Origin of the sequence: Horticoccus luteus (assembly GCF_019464535.1) — a bacterium.
In the GTDB taxonomy this organism is placed as follows: Bacteria; Verrucomicrobiota; Verrucomicrobiia; order Opitutales; family Opitutaceae; genus Horticoccus; species Horticoccus luteus.
The window spans coordinates 1,468,062-1,484,848 of sequence record NZ_CP080507.1; the positions used below are offsets into that span (position 1 = coordinate 1,468,062).

Genomic DNA, 16,787 nt, shown 5'->3' on the forward strand with positions numbered 1-16,787 from the left:
TTTTATTTGCGCCAGTGCAAACGCTTCGGCTCCTTCACCCGCTACGCCCATGGAACTCGCCGCGCTCACCGCCCGCCTGCATCAGCGAATCGATTTGGAGGACCAAGAGATCGAGGCGGCGGCCAATGCGCTGGCGTCGGCGGACGTGGGGGACGAACCGAAGGCGGAATTCCTGACGGCGCTGGCGCACAAGGGCGAGACGCCGGGCGAAGTGGCGGCATTCGCGCGCGCCTTTCGCGATCGGGCGATCGACCCGCAGGTCAGCGAATGGGCCGTCCGCGGCATCGATGTCGTGGGCACCGGCGGCGACCGCACGGGCACGTTTAATATTTCGACGGCGACGTTGTTTGTCGTGGCGGCGGCGGGGGTGCCCGTGCTGAAGCATGGGAATCGTTCGATCACCTCGAAGTGCGGCAGCGCGGATTTTCTGGAGGCGCTGGGGGTGAAAATCGATGCGCCGGCCGCGGTGCAACGGCGCGCCTTGGCGGAGTTGGGGCTGTGTTTCTTTTTCGCGCCCGCGTATCATCCGGCGTTCAAGCAGGTGGCCGGCGTGCGGCGGACGTTGGCGACGCGGGGGCAGCGCACGATTTTCAATCTTCTCGGGCCGCTGATCAACCCGGCGCGGCCGGCGCACCAGTTGCTCGGCGTATTTGCCGCGTCGTGGGTGCAACCTTTGGCGGGCGCGCTCGAGCGCATCGGGCTGGCCGCGGCCGCGGTGGTGCATGGTGAAATCGAGCCGGGTCGCGGGGTCGACGAGTTGACGTCGGTGACGGTCAACCATGTGGCGGGCAGTGGCCGGTTGCGGGGCTGGGGTGGGCGGTGGGAGCGGGGAAAATTCGGGCTGGCCGCGGGCACGTGGGACCATCTGCTCGGAGGCGACGTGCAGGATAATCTGGCGATTTTCCGGGCGTTGCTCGCGGGGCGCGGGCCGGCGAGCCTCGAAGACACGATTGTGCTGAACGCCGCGGTGGCGTTGTTTGTCGCGCAGCGCGTGTCATCGGTGGAAGCGGGCGTGGAGCTCGCGCGGAGCCTTTTGCTGGGGGGCGCGGTGGAGGCGAAGCTGGCGGCGACACGGGAGTTTTATCTTTCATGAAACGGCAATTTTTTGGGACCGATGGGGTGCGGGGGCCGTATGGCGGTCCAGTCGTCAACGAAGTGTTTGCCTGGCGATTGGGATTTGCCGCCGCGCAATGGGCGGGGCGGAGCGGCGAGGCGCTGCTGGGGCGCGACACACGGGCGTCGGGCGAAAAGTTGTTGCGCGCGGTCGCGGCGGGCCTGCGCGCGGGCGGCATGACGCCCGCGGATCTCGGCGTTGCGCCCACACCGGCGGTGGCGCGGGCGGTGCGTATGCGGCGAGCGCCGTTGGGCGTCGTCATCACGGCTTCGCACAATCCGGCGGAGGACAATGGCATCAAGTTCTTCGGTCCGGGCGGCGTAAAGTTGACGGACGCGGACGAAGTGGCGATCGAGCAACAACTGCCGGCGGAAGCCGGGGAAGCGTTGACGGTGGATTGTGCGCCGATCGACGCGGTGAAGGGCTATGTGGCGGCGGCGACCGATTTGCTGCCGCGAGGTTCGCTGGCCGGATGGTCGATCGTGCTCGATACGGCCAACGGCGCAACGTGTGGCACAAGCGCGGCGGTGTTGCGGGCGCTCGGGGCCAAAGTGACGGCGATCGGCGGTGAGCCCGATGGGCACAACATCAACGCGCAGGTGGGCAGTGAACATCCGGAGCAGCTGGCGGCCCGCGTGACCGAGACGGGGGCGCGCATCGGCATCGCGCACGATGGGGATGGCGATCGTTGCGTGCTGTGCGATGAGCGGGGCCAGATTTTGGACGGCGATGAAATCCTGGCGATCCTCGCGACCGACATGCTTGCGTGCCGCGGCCTCGCCGCGCGCACTCTCGTGGTGACGGTGCAGAGCAATCTTGGCGTGGATGCGGCGATCATGGCGGCGGGCGGCCGCGCGGTGCGCACGCCGGTCGGTGATCGCTATGTGATCGAGCGCATGCGCGCGGAAGGTTCCAACCTCGGCGGCGAATCGAGCGGGCACATCATTTGCTCCGACACGTCGCCGACGGGCGATGGCTTGGTGGCGGCATTGAAAATCGTCGAAGTGATGATCGCGACGGGGCGGCGATTGTCGGATTTGCGCCGGGTGTTGCGGAAGTTTCCGCAGCGGACGGCGGCGTTGCGCGTGCAGGAAAAGAAACCTTTGGAGACTTTGCCTGCGCTGTCGCAGGCGATCGCCACGTTGGAAAAGCAACTGGGCGAACGCGGGCGTTTGCTCGTGCGCTATTCCGGCACGGAGGCGAAATTGCGTTTGCTCGTGGAAGGTCCGGATGAAGCGACGGTGCGCGCGGGGTTGGCGGCGCTGGAAGCGGGCGCGCGCGCGGACCTCGTCGTGCTCTAGCGTTGACCGGCGCCGGTGGGGCGATTTGCCTGCGAGGCCATGCCCGATACGCCCGTTTCTGCGCTCGATGCGCGGCAGCAAAAGCTCGCGGATAATGCCCGCGTCGCCCTCGAGCGCGGTAATCTCGACTACGTGCTGGAGATGACCGGGCAGATCTTGAAGACGGCGCCCGGGTGCGTGGCGGTGCGGCGGTTGCAGCGCGCCGCGCAACTGAAGCAGGCGCCGGGGCGCGGCGGAATGTTTTCGCGGGCGTTCGGGCGCGTGACGGTGGCGCCATTTCTTTTCGGCGCGAGCGGCAAGGATCCAGCGCAGGCGTTTGCCGCGGCGGAGAAGGCGCTGGCGGGCGATCCGGGCAATGTGGGCGCGTTGAAACAACTCGCGGCGGCGGCGGAAGCGCTGGGCTGGCCGGAAACCGTGGTGTTCGCACTCGAAGCGGTGCGGGAGATCACGCCGGGAGATGCGGCGAATCTCATCGCGCTCGGCGAAGCGTGGCTCGCCTGGGGCCGGCCGCAGGAAGCGTTGCGGCTGGCGGACGAGGTATTGCGGACGCGGCCGGTCGATGCGGCGGCGCAGAAGCTGATGCGCACGGCCTCGATTGCGCAGACGATGACCAAAGGGAAATGGGAATCAGGAGAGGGGTTTCGGACGAAGTTGAAAGACGAAGCCGCGGCCGTGTCGCTCGAGCAGGCGGCGAAACACGTGACGTCGGCGGACATGACTGAACGACTTCTCGAGGAAGCGCAGGCACGCGTCGCCGCGGAGCCGGGTAACGTGAATCATGTGCGCGCGGTGGTCGGCGGGTTGCGTCAGCTCGGTCGACTGGACGAAGCGGTGGCGTGGATCGAGCGGGCGCAAGCGCTGCCGGGGGGGCAGGGTGATGCGGGGCTGGCGAAAGAGGCGACGGAGCTGCGCACGAAGGCGCTGGAAGTGCGGGTGCAGCGGGCCGCGGCGGCGGCGGAGACGGGAGCGCCGGAGGGAGGCGCGGACGGTGAGCTGGCGGCGGCGCAGGCGGAATTGCAGGCGTTTCGGTTGAGCGCAGCGCAGGCGTTGGTGGAGCGTTATCCGAACGACCTCGCAGCGCGCCAGGAGTTGGGAGAAATGCTGCTCGCCGCGGGGCGCGTGGATGCGGCGATCGCGCAGTTTCAGCAGGCCGCGAAAAATCCCGCGACGCGCGTGGCGGCGTTGACCGGGTTGGGGAAAGGATTCGCGGCGAAGAAACTTCACGATCTGGCGGTGGCACAACTCACGCTCGCGAAGGCGGAGTTGGGAGAGATGAGCGAGCAGAAGAAAGCGGTGCTCTACGAACTCGGGACGGCGCTCGAGGCGATGGGCAAGCGCGAGGAGGCGATGGCGGAGTTTAAAGCGATTTACAGCGAGGACATCGGCTTTCGCGACGTGCTCGACAAGATCAACGCCTACTACGCGAACTGAGCAGACGGGCGGCGTTCGGCGAGCCAGACCGCGAAGGCCATCAAGGCGCCGCCGAGGAGCAACCGCGGCCAGTCGGCAGACTCGTGGAAGAAGAGGAGCGACGCTGCGACCATGAGCGGGATTTTGGCGTTGTTCATGACGGCGAGCGTGCCGGCGCTGACGTGGGTGGCGCCCTTGTTCCAGAGGAAAAACGCGATACCCGAGGCGATCACGCCAAGATAAAGCAACGTGAGTAAAGATGCGCCCGTGAGCGTGACCGTCACGGAATGGGTGAAGCACGCGATGAGCGGAAGCGTCGCGGCCCCGAGATAAACCAAGGCGAAGGCCGAGCGATCGGTCCACGCGGGCGCATGGCGGCGGAGGTGGCGATACCAGACCTGCCCGATGGCGAACGCGAGGTTGGCGAGTTGCACGAGGGCGACGCCCAGGAGGGTGGGCGAAAGCGCGGGAGATTTTAAGATGATGACCACCGCGCCGCCGACGGCGATGAGGGCGGCGAGGAGCGCGCGCGGCCGAAACGTGCGATCCAGCGCGTCGGCGAGCAGGGTGACAAACAGAGGCGTGGTCAGGGTGAACAGCGCCACTTCGTGCGATGGCAGGTGGCGGAGGCTTTCGTTGTAGGCGAGATACATCGCTCCGAACTGAATCGCGCCGATCGCGAAGAGGACGGCCGCCGTGCGAAGGTGGAGGCCACGCCAGCGGAAAAACGGCAGGAAAACCAGAAACGCGAGGGCCAGCCGGGCGAAGGCGACGAAGGCCGGATCGACGCCGGTGACGAGGCCCTTGGTCAGGCCGGGAGAAAACGCCCAGATGAGCGAAACGAGAACCAGCAGCAGCATGCGGAACAGGCGCGGACCGCGTTCAGACGCGGAAGATGGCGCCAAGTTTTTTGCCGAGGAGAATAGTCATGCCGACCATGGTGACGCCGAGGAAAACCATGGCCCAAACGCCGAGGGCGCTGGCGATGAACTTGCCGTCGCCGAGGAGTTGGAAGAGCTCCATGATGGCTTTGGTGATCGGATAATAGTGCTGCTTTTGCGCGAGGATGAGCGAGTCGCTGACCTCCAGCATGGCGAAGGAAAAGGCGAGCAGGCCGCCGGCGATGATGTTGGCGGCGATAAGGGGGAGCGTGATCTTGAACGTCGCCTTGAGCGGGGGTGCGCCGAGGTTTTGCGCGGCTTCCTCGAGGGTTTCGCTGGTCTGCTGAAAGCCGGCGGCGGCGGAGCGCACGACGTAGGGCAGGCGGCGCACGGAGTAGGCGATGACCAGCAGGACGGTGGGATTTTCGATGGGATTGAGAAACGAAAAGAAGCGGCCGTCCTGTGACATCGCGAGATAGCCGAAGGCGAGCACGAGGCCGGGCACAGCCAGGGGCAGCATGGAAAGGAAGTCGAGGATCTGGCGGCCCCAGAGTTTCGTGCGCACGATCACGTAGGCGATCGCGACGCCGAGGAAGATGTCGATGATCGTCGAGATGCTCGCGAATTTGAGGCTGTTGGCGATCGCGGGGACGGTGAGGTCGTGGCCCAGCGCGATGCGGAAATTCTCGAGCGTGAAACGGTGGGGGACGACCGTGCCATACCAGTCGTTGGAAAACGCGACCAGCACGACGCCGATGTGCGGGAGAATGGCGCAGAGGGTGACGCCGCAAAAAAGAATCGTGCAGAGCAGACCGGCGCCGAAGGGCAGCGAGCGCGCGCCGCCGCTGCTGGTGGCCTTGGCCATCATGGCATAACCCGCGCGGCCGAAGAGGCCTTTGCCGATGGCGTAAAGCGCGAGCGAACTGGCGAGCATCACGGACACGAGCGCGAACGGGAAGGGATTGCCGCCAATGTCTTTCAGCCCATAGAAAATCTGGACGGACGTGACGCGATCATAGTCGAAAATCAAGGGCGTGCCGAGTTCGGTGAAGGCCCAGATGAAGACGATGGTGCCACCGGCGAAGAGGCCGGATTTGATGAGCGGCAGCGTGATGCGCCGGAAACGACGGAAGCCGGTGCAGCCGAGGTTTTGCGCGGCTTCGTCCATCGCCGGATCGATGTTGGCGAGCGCGGCGACGGCGTTGAGATAAATGATCGGGTAGAGCGACAGGGCCTGGACCAAGACGATGCCCCAAAACTGATTGGCGGCGAACCAGTCGAACGTCCAACCCTCGGGGCGCAGACCGAGAGCGATAAGGGCGGCGTTGAGCGCGCCGTATTGGCCGAAGATTTGCTTGATGCCGATCGCCCCCACGAACGGCGGCAGAATCATCGGGATCAGGATGAGCGAGCCGAGAAGGTTTTTGCCGGCGAATTTGAAGCGGTCGGCGATGACCGCGAGGGGCAGCGAGATGAGGAGCGCGAGCGTCGTCGTCGCGCACGCGAGGAGAAAGGAGTTGCGCAGGCCGCCGCGGTAAACCGGGTCGGACAGGACCGCACGGAGGTAGTCGAACGTGATGTGCCCGTCGGCATCGAGAAAGCCGCCTTTGAGGATCTGGAAAATCGGCCAGACGAAGAAGGCCGCGAAAAAGGCGGCGGTCAGGGCGAAGATGACGCGCGCGAGGCTCTTGGACATCGGCGCGGAGTCTGCGTGGGCGAGCGCGCGCGCAGCAAGGCGGAAACCGTCAGGCGCCGGTGCGGCGGAGGTGGCGTTCGAAGGCCGCGAGCGTTTCCGGGCTGACGTGGTGTTCGATGCCCTCGGCGTCGAGTTCGGCGCGTTTCTCCGCGATGCCGAGGGACCGCAGGAAAGCGACGACGGTGGTGTGACGCTGCTGCACCGCGGCGGCGAGCCGCAGGCCGGAAGCGGTGAGGAAAATCGCCCGGTAAGGCAGCGCCGTCACGAAACCATCCCGCTGCAGACGGGCCAGGGTGCGGTTCACGGTGACGTGGGTGACGCCGAGTCGGCGGGCGAGGTCCACCACGCGCGCTTCGCCTTGGGCGACGGTGAGGTCGGCGATTGCTTCCACATAGTCCTCGGCGATTTCGGAGGCGTGTTCGCGGCGGGTTTGCTGGAGACTCTCCGCTTGGAGCGACGAAGGCCGCACGGGTTTACGGACGGAGCGGGCGGGCTTTTTCACGGCCCAAGGAGTTGCGGTGGAGGAATCGCTTGACGAGTCGAAACTCGAAATGTAGCCAAGGCTACATCATGAATCGCCGCACAGTTATTCCACTCATCCCGGCGTCAAGCCCGCGGCGGCATGGAAGGGCGGGGCGCCGTGGCTGACCCGGTGAAGGATCCGGCGGAAGAGCCGGGCGCATGGCGGCGGGCGCGCGAGACGGCGAGTCTGCCGGAAGCGCATCGCACGATCACGGTGCCGGCGGGCGCGTCGTTTTGGCGGAAGTGTCTGGCGTTTGCCGGGCCGGGTTTCCTCGTCGCGGTGGGCTATATGGACCCCGGCAACTGGGCCACCGACCTGGCTGGCGGCGCGCAGTTTGGCTACGCGTTGTTGTCGGTCATCATGATTTCGAACCTGATGGCGATTTTGCTCCAGCATTTGTGCATCAAGCTGGGCGTGGCGACGGGGCGGGATCTCGCACAGGCGTGCCGCGATCACTACTCGACGCCGGTGGTGTGGTTCCTGTGGATCTTATGCGAACTGGCGATCGCGGCGTGCGATCTGGCGGAGGTCGTGGGCTCGGCGATCGCGTTGCAATTGTTGTTTGGGATTCCGCTGATCTGGGGCTGCGTGATCACGGCCGCGGACGTGATGGTGGTGCTGCTGCTGCAGCATAAAGGTTTTCGTTATCTCGAGATCGTGGTGATCCTGCTGATTCTCACGATCGGTTCGTGTTTCGCGGTCGAACTCTTCCTCGCCAAGCCGGATCCGGTCGGGGTGCTGGCAGGTTTCGTGCCGCAGAGGGAGTTGCTCACCAATCCGGCCATGCTTTATATCGCGATCGGCATCCTGGGGGCGACGGTGATGCCCCACAATCTGTATTTACACTCGTCCATCGTGCAGACGCGAAAATACGAGCAGACGGCGGGCGGAAAGCGCGAAGCGATACTCTTCGGCACGCTCGATTCGACGTTCGCGCTGATGTTCGCGTTGTTCATCAACGGCGCGATTTTGGTGCTGGCGGGCGCGGCGTTCCACGGCAGCGGGCATCACGAGGTGGGTGAGATCCAGGAGGCCTACCATCTGCTCGACGGTTTGCTGGGAGTGAAATTCGCGGGGGTGCTGTTTGCCGTGGCGTTGCTGGCCTCGGGCCAAAACTCCACGCTGACGGGCACGTTGGCGGGCCAGATCGTGATGGAGGGATTTCTCAACATCCGGCTGCGGCCGTGGGTGCGACGCCTGATCACACGGGCGATCGCGATTGTGCCGGCCGTGCTGGTGATCGGGCTGTTCGGCGAGGACAAGAGCACGGAGCTGCTCGTCGCCAGCCAGGTGTGTCTGAGCATGCAGCTGGGCTTCGCGTGCTGGCCGTTGATGCGGTTTACGAGCGAGCGGGCGAAGATGGGTGAGTTTACCAATGGCCGGTGGGTCAAGATCACGGGGTGGACGATTACGTTGGTCATCATTGTGCTGAACCTGAAACTGTTGCTCGACATTGCCGGCGTGACCGGCGGTGCTGCGGGAGCCTGACGCATGTATAAAAAGATTCTGGTGGCCCTCGAGAATGGACCGGCGGATGCAACGTTGCTCCCGCATGTGGGCGCGCTGGCGCGGCAGCTCGGGGCGGAGTTGCTGCTGATGCACGTGGCGGACGGATTTGCGGCGCGGAATTTTCATCAACTCAAGCTGGCGGAGTCGGACGAGATGAAGGCCGACCGCGACTACCTTGACCGATTGGCGGAAGGTTTGCGCGCGACGGGCGTGGTGGTGACGACATTGCTCGCGCTGGGCAATCCGCCGACGGAGATCCTGCGGCACGCGGCCAACGATCACTGCGATTTGATCGCGATGACGTCGCACGGTCATAAGATCATCGGGGACTTTTTTCTCGGCAGCACGATCGACCGCGTGCGGCACAACACGCGCATTCCGTTGCTGATTTTGCGCGCGGAGCGCCCGGCGGCGGCGGGCGGACGGGGCGGGGCGGGGCGTGCGTCGCCTTGACCGCGGGCGGCGGGTTGCGGCACGGTGGTGGCGATGAGCATCGTCGATGCGCACGTGCATCTTTATCCGCCGGAGGTGAACGGAGGCCCGGGCGCGTGGGCGGCCGCTCGCGGCGAGGCGCAGTGGAGCCGGTTGGCGACGCGGCAGCGGAAGGACGGGCGTTTCGTCCAGACGTTTCCCGGCGTCGATGCGTTGCTGCGGCAGATGGATGCCGATGGTGTCGGGCGCGCGGTGCTGTTGGGGTGGTATTGGGAAAAGCCGGAGACGTGCGCGCGGCAGAACGCGTTTTACGCCGAATGCGTGGCGGCGCATCCGGACCGGCTGGCCGCGTTTGCCACGGTGCATCCGGGGGCAGGCGAAGACAGCGCGGTGGCGGAAGTGCGGCGCGCGCATGAGGCGGGTTTGAGCGGCGTGGGTGAACTGTCGCCGCATTCGCAGGGGCATGGTCTGGACGACGCGGCCTTTCGCGCGACGCTCGAATTCGCGGGCGAATGGGGGATGCCAGTGACGCTGCATGTGACGGATCCCGACGCGCGGGCATACCCAGGGAAGGTGGAAACACCCTTGGAGGATTTTGTCCGGCTCGCGCGGGAGCATCCGCGCACGACCTTCATCCTCGCGCACTGGGGCGGGCTGCTGCCGCTGCGAATGCCGGAGGCGCGGACGCTCGCGAATGTTTACTACGACACGGCGGCGTCGCCGCTGCTGTATGGAGAAGACGTCTGGCGGCGGTTTCTGGATGTGGTGCCGGCGGAGCGCGTGTTGTTTGGGTCGGATTTTCCGATCAACGTTTATCCGCGGATCGACGAGTCGCCCAATTTCGCGCGCTTGGTCGCGGAAGCGCATCGGTCGGGGGCGACGGCGCTGGAACTCGCGCAAGTCATGGGGAGCAGCGCCCGGCGACTGTTAGAGGGGGCGGTTCGTAAAAACGAACCGTATACGGGCCATGGCGCGTGAAACGATGCGCGGAAGACGAGCGGGCCTCGGGGTCTCTACAATACTTTCTTTACGCGCCATCAATAAACCAGCGGCGAAGACGATCAATGAGGCACGCAGCACGAACCTATTAAAAGCCAATGCTACGCGGGCCTGGGCAAATAACCCCATAAAAAACGGCTTGCAGCGAGCAGTGAGTAATCATTTCAAAGCATTGTTCGATCCAGTTTTACGCTTTATATGCTACCCCTCGCTACCCCGCAGACTCTCTCAAATCAAACATAATATGAAATGCCTAAAATAGTGGATACAAGAAAAAATGGAATTAAATACGTAAGTAATTTCCATGACGGGGTAGTTGTTGGTATGAAAAGCGAACTGCCGGACTTAATTACTGTTTGGTGCGTCACGCCGGGTGGAAAGCAATTTATTTTTAATATATATGATGTGTTTTATTTCAGGTGTAGTGAATTTACTGGTTCAAATATTATAAATAATATTGATATTTACGAAAGCCCGGCAGTTCCGCTGGAGCCGTTTTCGTTCGTTTCTGGATTAATTTCCTCGGAATGGGTCGAGCTTGTGGCTAAAAGAAATGCAGAATTTAACAAAAGAAACGAAGGCTGCCTAGTTGACATAACGACATCGGACGGCGCGCGAATTACGATCTTGAGCGGAAAGTCATCTGGCTCTGTAAAAGTGGACGAGTTGCATTGCGACGGCGCGATGCACCCCAAAAGAATCAGGGGAGGAGGAGGTGGGATAACGTAATTTGTGCGACTACTTCAGCAGAGCTTGAAGAGAGATACGATAAAGCTATGCACGACGTATGCTAGAATAAACGAAACGTATACGTAATCAATACTTTGGAACCCCGATAAAACCACACATCTTGACTATTGACGATTCTTGAGGGTCGACGTTAGTCCCAGAGGGACGGCCCCGTCAAACGCACGTTTGAATTACATCCTTAGTCCCCGACCGGAGCCCGCGACAGCTTTCCATGATGGGTCAGGATAGGATCAAGGCCTTGTAGTTCATCGGCGGACGTAAACACACTGAGTTATCGCAAACAGGAAAATAAGCTTCATGACCAAATTACTCGGCATTCTAACGCTCGCCTTCACGGCCATGGCTTATGCTGGAGACGCCAGCAATTCACCCGCGGTCGCGGCGAACTTGACGGCGGGCGCGCAAGCGGCCAACACCGCGCTCGCCCAGGCGGGCACGCTCCAAGCCAAGGACGAAGCGAAGACCAGGCGGGCGGGAACGCGTATGGCTTATGAGCGAGCGGCGGCGGCCGAGCAGGCGTTTCGCCGCGAGCAGTTCGCGCAACTGGCCAAGACCACCAATCCGGAAAAGCGCGCGGCACTGATGGCCGCGATCGAGGCACGCTGGACGGCGCGGCAGAGCGAATTGGCGGCGATGAAAGCGGATGCCGAGGCAGAGCAGCCGGCACCGGCGGTGGTTACGAAGCCGGAAAAGAGCGTGTGGTAGGCGAAGTTGCTGCTCCAATTCTTGCGTGAAAACTTCTGTCTCTCGCTATGGGCTGTTCGATGGGCCGGGGCAATTGACCACGACTACTCAATTTCCCACCGGCGGGCCGTCGATCTGGTTCAATTACGACTACGACTTGGACGGGCAGCGAACAGCCAGTGGCACGGCGGCCGGAACATGGGTGGGGCGAGCTTACAACAGCCGGCACGAAGTGAAGGAAGTGCAACAGCGGGGCGGGGTGCCGATCCTGTGGGTAGGAGATACGCGCAACCTTGCCGGCGAGCCGACGACGATCACTAATTACGCCGGGGTGCGCGACGATCTGGCGTACGACGGCGCCGGCCGGCGAACCTACCGGCAGACCATTCGCAACAGTGGCAGCGTGAACCTGTTACTGCGCCGCTACGGCTATAATCTTCGCGATGCGCAGGTCTGGACGACGCGGGACGACGGCTACGGCGACACCTACGAATATTTTCCGGATTTGCAGCTCAACCGCTACCGCTACAGCGTTTGGCGGCCTGACCTGAACTTCTGGAATCCCGCGGGTTGGACCGATACCTTTGCTTATGATCAGGCAGGCAATCGCACGGCCTTGAACGAAAACGGGGCGGTCACCAGCTATAGCGCCAATGCTCTGAATCAATACACCTCGATTACCGGGTTGGCGGTGAACCACGCGGACGGACGGGGAAATCTGACGCAGCTAGGTGGGTGGACCTACGTCTACGACGCCGACAACCGGCTCAAGCAGGCGAGCACGACGGGCAATACGATGGAATTCTTCTACGATCCGGAAGGTCGACTCACGCGGGTCAACCGCAACGGCATTCCAGAGTATCGCTATTATGATTGGGGGCAGTGCTTCCTGCGGACGCAGGCAGACGGGACGTGGATCGATTTCATGATTTGGGGGCCGACGCCGGACGAGCTGACTTCGCGGTGGGACGCGGCGCACGGCGGCTGGATGTTTTTCCATCACACGCCGGTCAACAGTCCCGATCTGGCGACGGATATTGGCGGCAACGTGGTGGAACGCTATCTCTACGACCCCTTCGGCGCGCCCGACATCCGCGATCTAAGGTGATCAAGTTACGGCGAATGCGTCAATCTCCAAGCAAAATTAAATGAAGACGAGAGACCATGCTCTGATCAAATTGATCAATTTGTTTGTTCTTTATATAATATTGGTGGGGCTCTTAATGGCGAATTGCTGGGGCGCGCAAGAAAATGACACAAATCGATATCACGCATTGGTTAGGGATAAGAAATTCGACGAGGCATTGATATTCGTGTCCGGCATATTGCATGATGAATCCGCGGATAGATCAACGTGGTTGAGGCGTGAAGGTTACGTCTTAGCTTTGCAAGGACAGCTAGCTCCTGCGGTTACCGCCCTCCAGGAAGCGTTCTCGGTAAATCACGATATAGAAGGCGTTCCGGCATTGGTCTGGGCTCTGATCGCCACGGGTCGAGCGGTGGAAGTGGACGATCTACTGAAGGAGATAAAGTCGTATGATCGTGATACGCGTAAAATTTTGCTGGCTTATTGTTTAGTAAGGGCTGATCGGGCGAAAATCCTTTTTGAGCAAATTGTGAGCAATATGACGAAAGAGGAGCTGATGGAATCTCCAGAGTTAATGCGGCTAATCGCACTATGGAGGTTAAAAATAGAGCACAAAAGCGAGTACAAGGAATTAATCTGCCGGGATGACAGTGCCAGTAATAATATAGAAATGTATGGTACCGAAAAGGCAATACGCGTGTATAATGTTGATGGGGTTGGTGAAGTGACCGTGGTTGCTTGGTTTGCGGCGGGGGTTGATGGAGAAACGGTCACGTTTGATTTAACGATACGGATGTGACAGTTCGGTTAATAGTCGCAATGGGATGGCATTCACAATCTTCGGTAAAATTACAAAATAGTCTAAGTAATGAACATACGGGAATCTATGAATGGGTCGATTATCACTTCACTATTCGCATTCACCGAGAACCCCGATAAAACCACACATTCTTGACTATTGACGATTCTTGAGGGTCGACGTTAGTTCCAGCGGGACGGCCCCGCCAAACGCACGTTTGAATTACATCCTTAGTCCCCGACCGGAGCCCGCAACAGCTTTCCATGATGGGTCAGGATAGGATCAAGGCCTTGTAGTTCATCGGCGGACGTAAAACACACTGAGTTATCGCAAACAGGAAATAGGCTTCATGACCAAATCACTCGGCATTCTAACGCTCGCCTTCACGGCCATGGCTTATGCTGGAGACGCCAGCAATTCACCCGCGGTCGCGGCGAACTTGACGGCGGCCGCGCAAGCGGCCAACACCGCGCTCGCACAGGCGGGCACGCTCCAAGCCAAGGACGAAGCGAAGACCGCGCGGGCGGCAACGCGTATGGCGTATGAGCGAGCGGCGGCAGCCGAGCAGGCGTTTCGCCGCGAGCAGTTCGCGCAACTGGCCAAGACCACCGATCCGGAAAAGCGCGCGGCACTTATTGCCGCGATCGAGGCACGCTGGACGGCGCGGCAGAGCGAATTGGCGGCGATGAAAGTGGATGCCGAGGCAGAGGAGCCGGCACCGGCGGTGGTTACGAAGCCGGAAAAGAGCGTGTGGTAGGCGAAGCTGCTGCAATTCTTGCGTGAAGACTTCTGTCCGTCGCTATGGGCTGTTCGATGGGCCGGGGCAATTAACCACGACGACCCAATCGCCTCGGGGCGTCGGTGCGTTGCGCGGAGGCCGCTCGATATACGCGCTCATCGCTGGGACGTTTGGTGACAAATGCGCTCAGGATTTTCCGAGGGGTAATGCGCCGTCGCGCGCTCGCAGCAGGGCGGAATTGATCGTTAATCGGGTAGAATCCAGGCGATTGAGGGACTGTTGATGGCGGGGACAATGATTTGCAGGCCGGTGGAGAGACCAGATGGAAGCTGGACCGGGACCGTGAGGACCGGGAGACCGGCGAGGCTGGCCGGGGCGGTCAGGGCGAGGATGCGTTCGCGATTGGCTTGAGTGCAGTCTGACTTCAGCAACGCGGCACAGGGTGAAGCGGGGAGAACAAGAAAGTCCCAAGCGGCAAAAAAGCCGGACCAGAAAGCCCGGGTGCGCCCTAGAATGTCGGCTGCCTGGCGTTGTTGGTCGGCGGTGAGGCGGCGGGCGAATGTGAGGCGATGCCAGACCGATGGATCGTAGCGCTCGCGGTAGCGATCGGCCCAGACGGAATGATAACGCCAGGCGTCGGTGCCCGTGATTACGCCGTAGGCTTGGGCCGTCGGGGCGAAGGCGGCGAAGGCGGCGGATGCCGTGTCGGCATCGGCGGGAGTCGCGAGGCGCTCAGCGGCGGCGAGGCAGGCTGCGGCGACGTCAGGATCGAGACCCGCAGGCACGACGAAACAGCCGCGGGGTTCGCGCTGGGGGGAGGCGAGGCCGATCAAGGCGCGGAGACTGGTGCGCATATCGGCGGCGGTCGCGGTGAACCAGCCGGCGGCATCGAAGGTGGGCGAGAGCGGCACGGCGTCGGCGATCCACGGTTCGCGCGGCGCGCAGCGGATGCCCCACAGCCCGCAGAACGCCGCGGGCAGGCGCACGCTGCCGCCGGTGTCGCTGGCGAGGGCGAGCGGCACGATGCCGGCGGCGACGGCGGCGGCGGAACCGCTGCTCGAACCGCCGGAAACGCGCCCGGGAAATCCGGGGCGTTCGCAGTCGCCGAAATGCGCGTTCTCGCCGGTGATGCCGTAGGCGAATTCGTGCATCTGGGTTTTTCCCGCCGGCACCGCGCCGGCTTGGCGGAGGGCAGTGACAAAGGCGCCATCGGCGGGGGGCGTGGGTCGTACGTCCGGCAGAAACGTGGAGCCGGCGAAGGTGGGCACGCCGGCGAGATCGAAAAGATCCTTGATGGCGAACGGGACGCCGCCGAGAGGCAGCGAGCGGTCGGCGGAGGCGAACGCGTGGGTGAGCGCGGTCGCGGTGGGGACGAACCTGAAGACGGCGCGCTGCTGAGCCGGGGAGAGGCGTTCGCGGATGCGGCGGAGGACGGTTTGGGCGGCGTTCGCCGGAGAGAGGGCGCGCCAATCGTCGAAGGTCATGCGCGAGCTGTGGCGCGTTTTATCGGGCGACGCAATCGTGCGTGGCGGGAGCGGAGATAGGATTGCAACGGCGCGCAATTGCGTCACCGGTGGAGGCATGAATCCCGAAGCGAAAATAGCTGAACTTGGGTTGACTCTTCCGCCGCCGCCGGCCGCCGCTGGCAGCTACGTGCCGACCGTGCGAACGGGCAATCTGTTGTATTGTGCGGGGACGATTTGCGCGTTGAACGGGCAGATGACGCACATGGGTCAGGTGGGCGGTGGCGAGCAGACGGTCGCGACCGCGCAGAAGGCGGCGGAAGTCTGCGTGCTCAATACGCTGGCGAATATCAAGGCGGCGGTGGGTTCGCTGGACCAAGTGGCGCGCATCGTATTTGTGAGCGGATTCGTGAATGCGGTGGATGGGTTCAGCGACAGTTCGGCGGTGATCAACGGGGCGAGCGATTTGCTGGTGAAAATTTTTGGCGAAGCGGGCAAGCACGCACGGGCGGCGGTGGCGGTAAACGGCCTGCCGCGCGGCTCCACGGTGGAGGTGCAGATCGTGGCGGAGTTGAAGGGCTGAGTGTGGGCCGCTAAAACCCGCAGCATCGCACGGCCGGAAACTAACGAGCGGCAACACCAACGCGCGCGCGGCGCACTTGTCTGGGCCCACGAGCAGGCACGCCACAACGCGATCCGCCATCACTTAAAGTGAACGACGCGAGAGACGCTCCGAGAAGGGACTTCGTAGCGGTTTTCGATGCGGATGGGGTGTTTTTGCGAACGACCCAGCCGGCGAATTTTCTGGAGAACCGTTACGGTCTGACGCCTGAGAGGAGCGCGGCGTTCTACAAAGCGATGGTGCCGTGCCTGACCGGAGACGCCGATATGGCGGCTTTACTGCCAGACTTTTTGCGGGAGTGGAAGAGCCCGGAGTCGGTGGATGAATTTCTCGAGGGCGCGTTCGGCTCAGGAACGGAGATCGTGCCCGAAGTAGCGGACGTCGTTGCGGACCTAAGAACGCAAGGCGTGATCTGTTGCCTCGCTACGAACCAAGACAAACGCCGCATGGCTTATCTGGAGCGGATGAACCTCCGGACGCATTTTGATGCGGTGTTTGTTTCCTGCGAGATGGGAGTCAAAAAGCCGGACCTCGCGTTTTATGAAAAGGTGGGAGAGCGGTTTGCCGGCCGCACCTTGGCGTTTTGGGATGATCGATCGGAGAATGTAATCGCAGCCAATAAAAGCGGCTGGACGTCCTTTGAATTTACGGGCGTAGCGAGTTTGCGCGGGGACCTTGCGCGACTGATGACGGGGCGCGGACGCGGATCGTGAAACCTGGCGTGTAAACGATCGATCGGTTTGCTCACGCTGGGCGCTGGGCGGCGTGGCGATCATGC

Annotated in this window: 17 protein-coding genes; 13 read left to right on the plus strand and 4 right to left on the minus strand. The window is 62.6% G+C overall.

The window, feature by feature from the left end; genetic code table 11:
* Nucleotides 1–49: 49 nt before the first annotated feature.
* The 3 genes from trpD to K0B96_RS06090 are packed head-to-tail and all read left to right on the plus strand — an operon-like array spanning nucleotide 50 to nucleotide 3,846.
* Nucleotides 50–1,093, plus strand: coding sequence for an anthranilate phosphoribosyltransferase (trpD, locus tag K0B96_RS06080; RefSeq protein ID WP_220164987.1), 1,044 nt, complete (start codon nucleotides 50–52; stop codon nucleotides 1,091–1,093).
* Entirely contained in the window at nucleotides 1,090–2,415 is a 1,326-nt protein-coding gene (glmM, locus tag K0B96_RS06085) for a phosphoglucosamine mutase (protein WP_220164989.1), read from the plus strand. Before trpD ends, glmM begins: the two co-directional genes overlap by 4 nt.
* A gap of 39 nt (nucleotides 2,416–2,454) precedes the next feature.
* Entirely contained in the window at nucleotides 2,455–3,846 is a 1,392-nt protein-coding gene (locus K0B96_RS06090; RefSeq protein ID WP_220164991.1) for a tetratricopeptide repeat protein, read from the plus strand.
* On the opposite strand, the gene K0B96_RS06095 is transcribed toward K0B96_RS06090, so the two are convergent.
* Genes K0B96_RS06095 through mntR form a run of 3 tightly spaced genes read right to left on the minus strand, consistent with a single transcriptional unit; the run spans nucleotide 3,834 to nucleotide 6,904 of the window.
* Nucleotides 3,834–4,685, minus strand: a complete 852-nt coding sequence (locus K0B96_RS06095; protein WP_220164993.1) for an EamA family transporter — start codon at nucleotides 4,683–4,685, stop codon at nucleotides 3,834–3,836. The genes K0B96_RS06090 and K0B96_RS06095 overlap by 13 nt on opposite strands.
* Before the next feature lie 22 nt (nucleotides 4,686–4,707).
* The gene (locus K0B96_RS06100; protein WP_220164995.1) at nucleotides 4,708–6,402 is read right to left on the minus strand and encodes an ABC transporter permease; all 1,695 of its coding nucleotides are present in this window, start codon (nucleotides 6,400–6,402) and stop codon (nucleotides 4,708–4,710) included.
* Nucleotides 6,403–6,451: 49 nt separating this feature from the next.
* Nucleotides 6,452–6,904, minus strand: coding sequence for a manganese-binding transcriptional regulator MntR (gene mntR, locus K0B96_RS06105; protein ID WP_255558865.1), 453 nt, complete (start codon nucleotides 6,902–6,904; stop codon nucleotides 6,452–6,454).
* Nucleotides 6,905–7,042: 138 nt separating this feature from the next.
* Here mntR and K0B96_RS06110 point away from each other — a divergent pair, with 138 nt between their 5' ends.
* From K0B96_RS06110 to K0B96_RS06145, 8 genes are all read left to right on the plus strand, one after another.
* Nucleotides 7,043–8,413: an Nramp family divalent metal transporter gene (locus K0B96_RS06110; protein WP_255558866.1), complete on the plus strand. Its 1,371-nt coding sequence runs from the start codon at nucleotides 7,043–7,045 to the stop codon at nucleotides 8,411–8,413.
* Nucleotides 8,414–8,416: 3 nt separating this feature from the next.
* The gene (locus tag K0B96_RS06115; RefSeq protein WP_220165005.1) at nucleotides 8,417–8,887 is read left to right on the plus strand and encodes a universal stress protein; all 471 of its coding nucleotides are present in this window, start codon (nucleotides 8,417–8,419) and stop codon (nucleotides 8,885–8,887) included.
* A gap of 33 nt (nucleotides 8,888–8,920) precedes the next feature.
* Nucleotides 8,921–9,844 carry an amidohydrolase family protein gene (locus tag K0B96_RS06120; RefSeq protein ID WP_220165007.1) on the plus strand — a complete coding sequence of 308 codons (924 nt, stop codon included), beginning with the start codon at nucleotides 8,921–8,923 and terminating at the stop codon, nucleotides 9,842–9,844.
* 270 nt (nucleotides 9,845–10,114) lie between these two features.
* Nucleotides 10,115–10,594, plus strand: coding sequence for a hypothetical protein (locus K0B96_RS06125; protein ID WP_220165009.1), 480 nt, complete (start codon nucleotides 10,115–10,117; stop codon nucleotides 10,592–10,594).
* Between the two features lie 318 nt (nucleotides 10,595–10,912).
* Entirely contained in the window at nucleotides 10,913–11,320 is a 408-nt protein-coding gene (locus tag K0B96_RS06130; protein ID WP_220165011.1) for a hypothetical protein, read from the plus strand.
* A gap of 25 nt (nucleotides 11,321–11,345) precedes the next feature.
* Entirely contained in the window at nucleotides 11,346–12,407 is a 1,062-nt protein-coding gene (locus K0B96_RS06135; protein ID WP_220165013.1) for a hypothetical protein, read from the plus strand.
* A 40-nt stretch (nucleotides 12,408–12,447) separates the two neighbouring features.
* Nucleotides 12,448–13,185, plus strand: coding sequence for a DUF2153 domain-containing protein (locus tag K0B96_RS06140; protein WP_220165015.1), 738 nt, complete (start codon nucleotides 12,448–12,450; stop codon nucleotides 13,183–13,185).
* A gap of 349 nt (nucleotides 13,186–13,534) precedes the next feature.
* The gene (locus K0B96_RS06145) at nucleotides 13,535–13,942 is read left to right on the plus strand and encodes a hypothetical protein (protein WP_220165017.1); all 408 of its coding nucleotides are present in this window, start codon (nucleotides 13,535–13,537) and stop codon (nucleotides 13,940–13,942) included.
* A 227-nt stretch (nucleotides 13,943–14,169) separates the two neighbouring features.
* Here the strand turns inward: K0B96_RS06145 and K0B96_RS06150 are convergent, their stop codons facing one another.
* The gene (locus K0B96_RS06150; protein WP_220165019.1) at nucleotides 14,170–15,408 is read right to left on the minus strand and encodes an amidase family protein; all 1,239 of its coding nucleotides are present in this window, start codon (nucleotides 15,406–15,408) and stop codon (nucleotides 14,170–14,172) included.
* 97 nt (nucleotides 15,409–15,505) lie between these two features.
* On the opposite strand from K0B96_RS06150, the gene K0B96_RS06155 reads away from it, so the two are divergent.
* Together K0B96_RS06155 and K0B96_RS06160 are read left to right on the plus strand one after the other, a co-directional pair.
* Complete coding sequence (locus K0B96_RS06155) at nucleotides 15,506–15,970, plus strand: RidA family protein (protein WP_220165021.1); 465 nt, start codon at nucleotides 15,506–15,508, stop codon at nucleotides 15,968–15,970.
* Nucleotides 15,971–16,098: 128 nt separating this feature from the next.
* Nucleotides 16,099–16,722, plus strand: coding sequence for an HAD-IA family hydrolase (locus tag K0B96_RS06160; RefSeq protein ID WP_220165023.1), 624 nt, complete (start codon nucleotides 16,099–16,101; stop codon nucleotides 16,720–16,722).
* Nucleotides 16,723–16,787 lie beyond the last annotated feature (65 nt).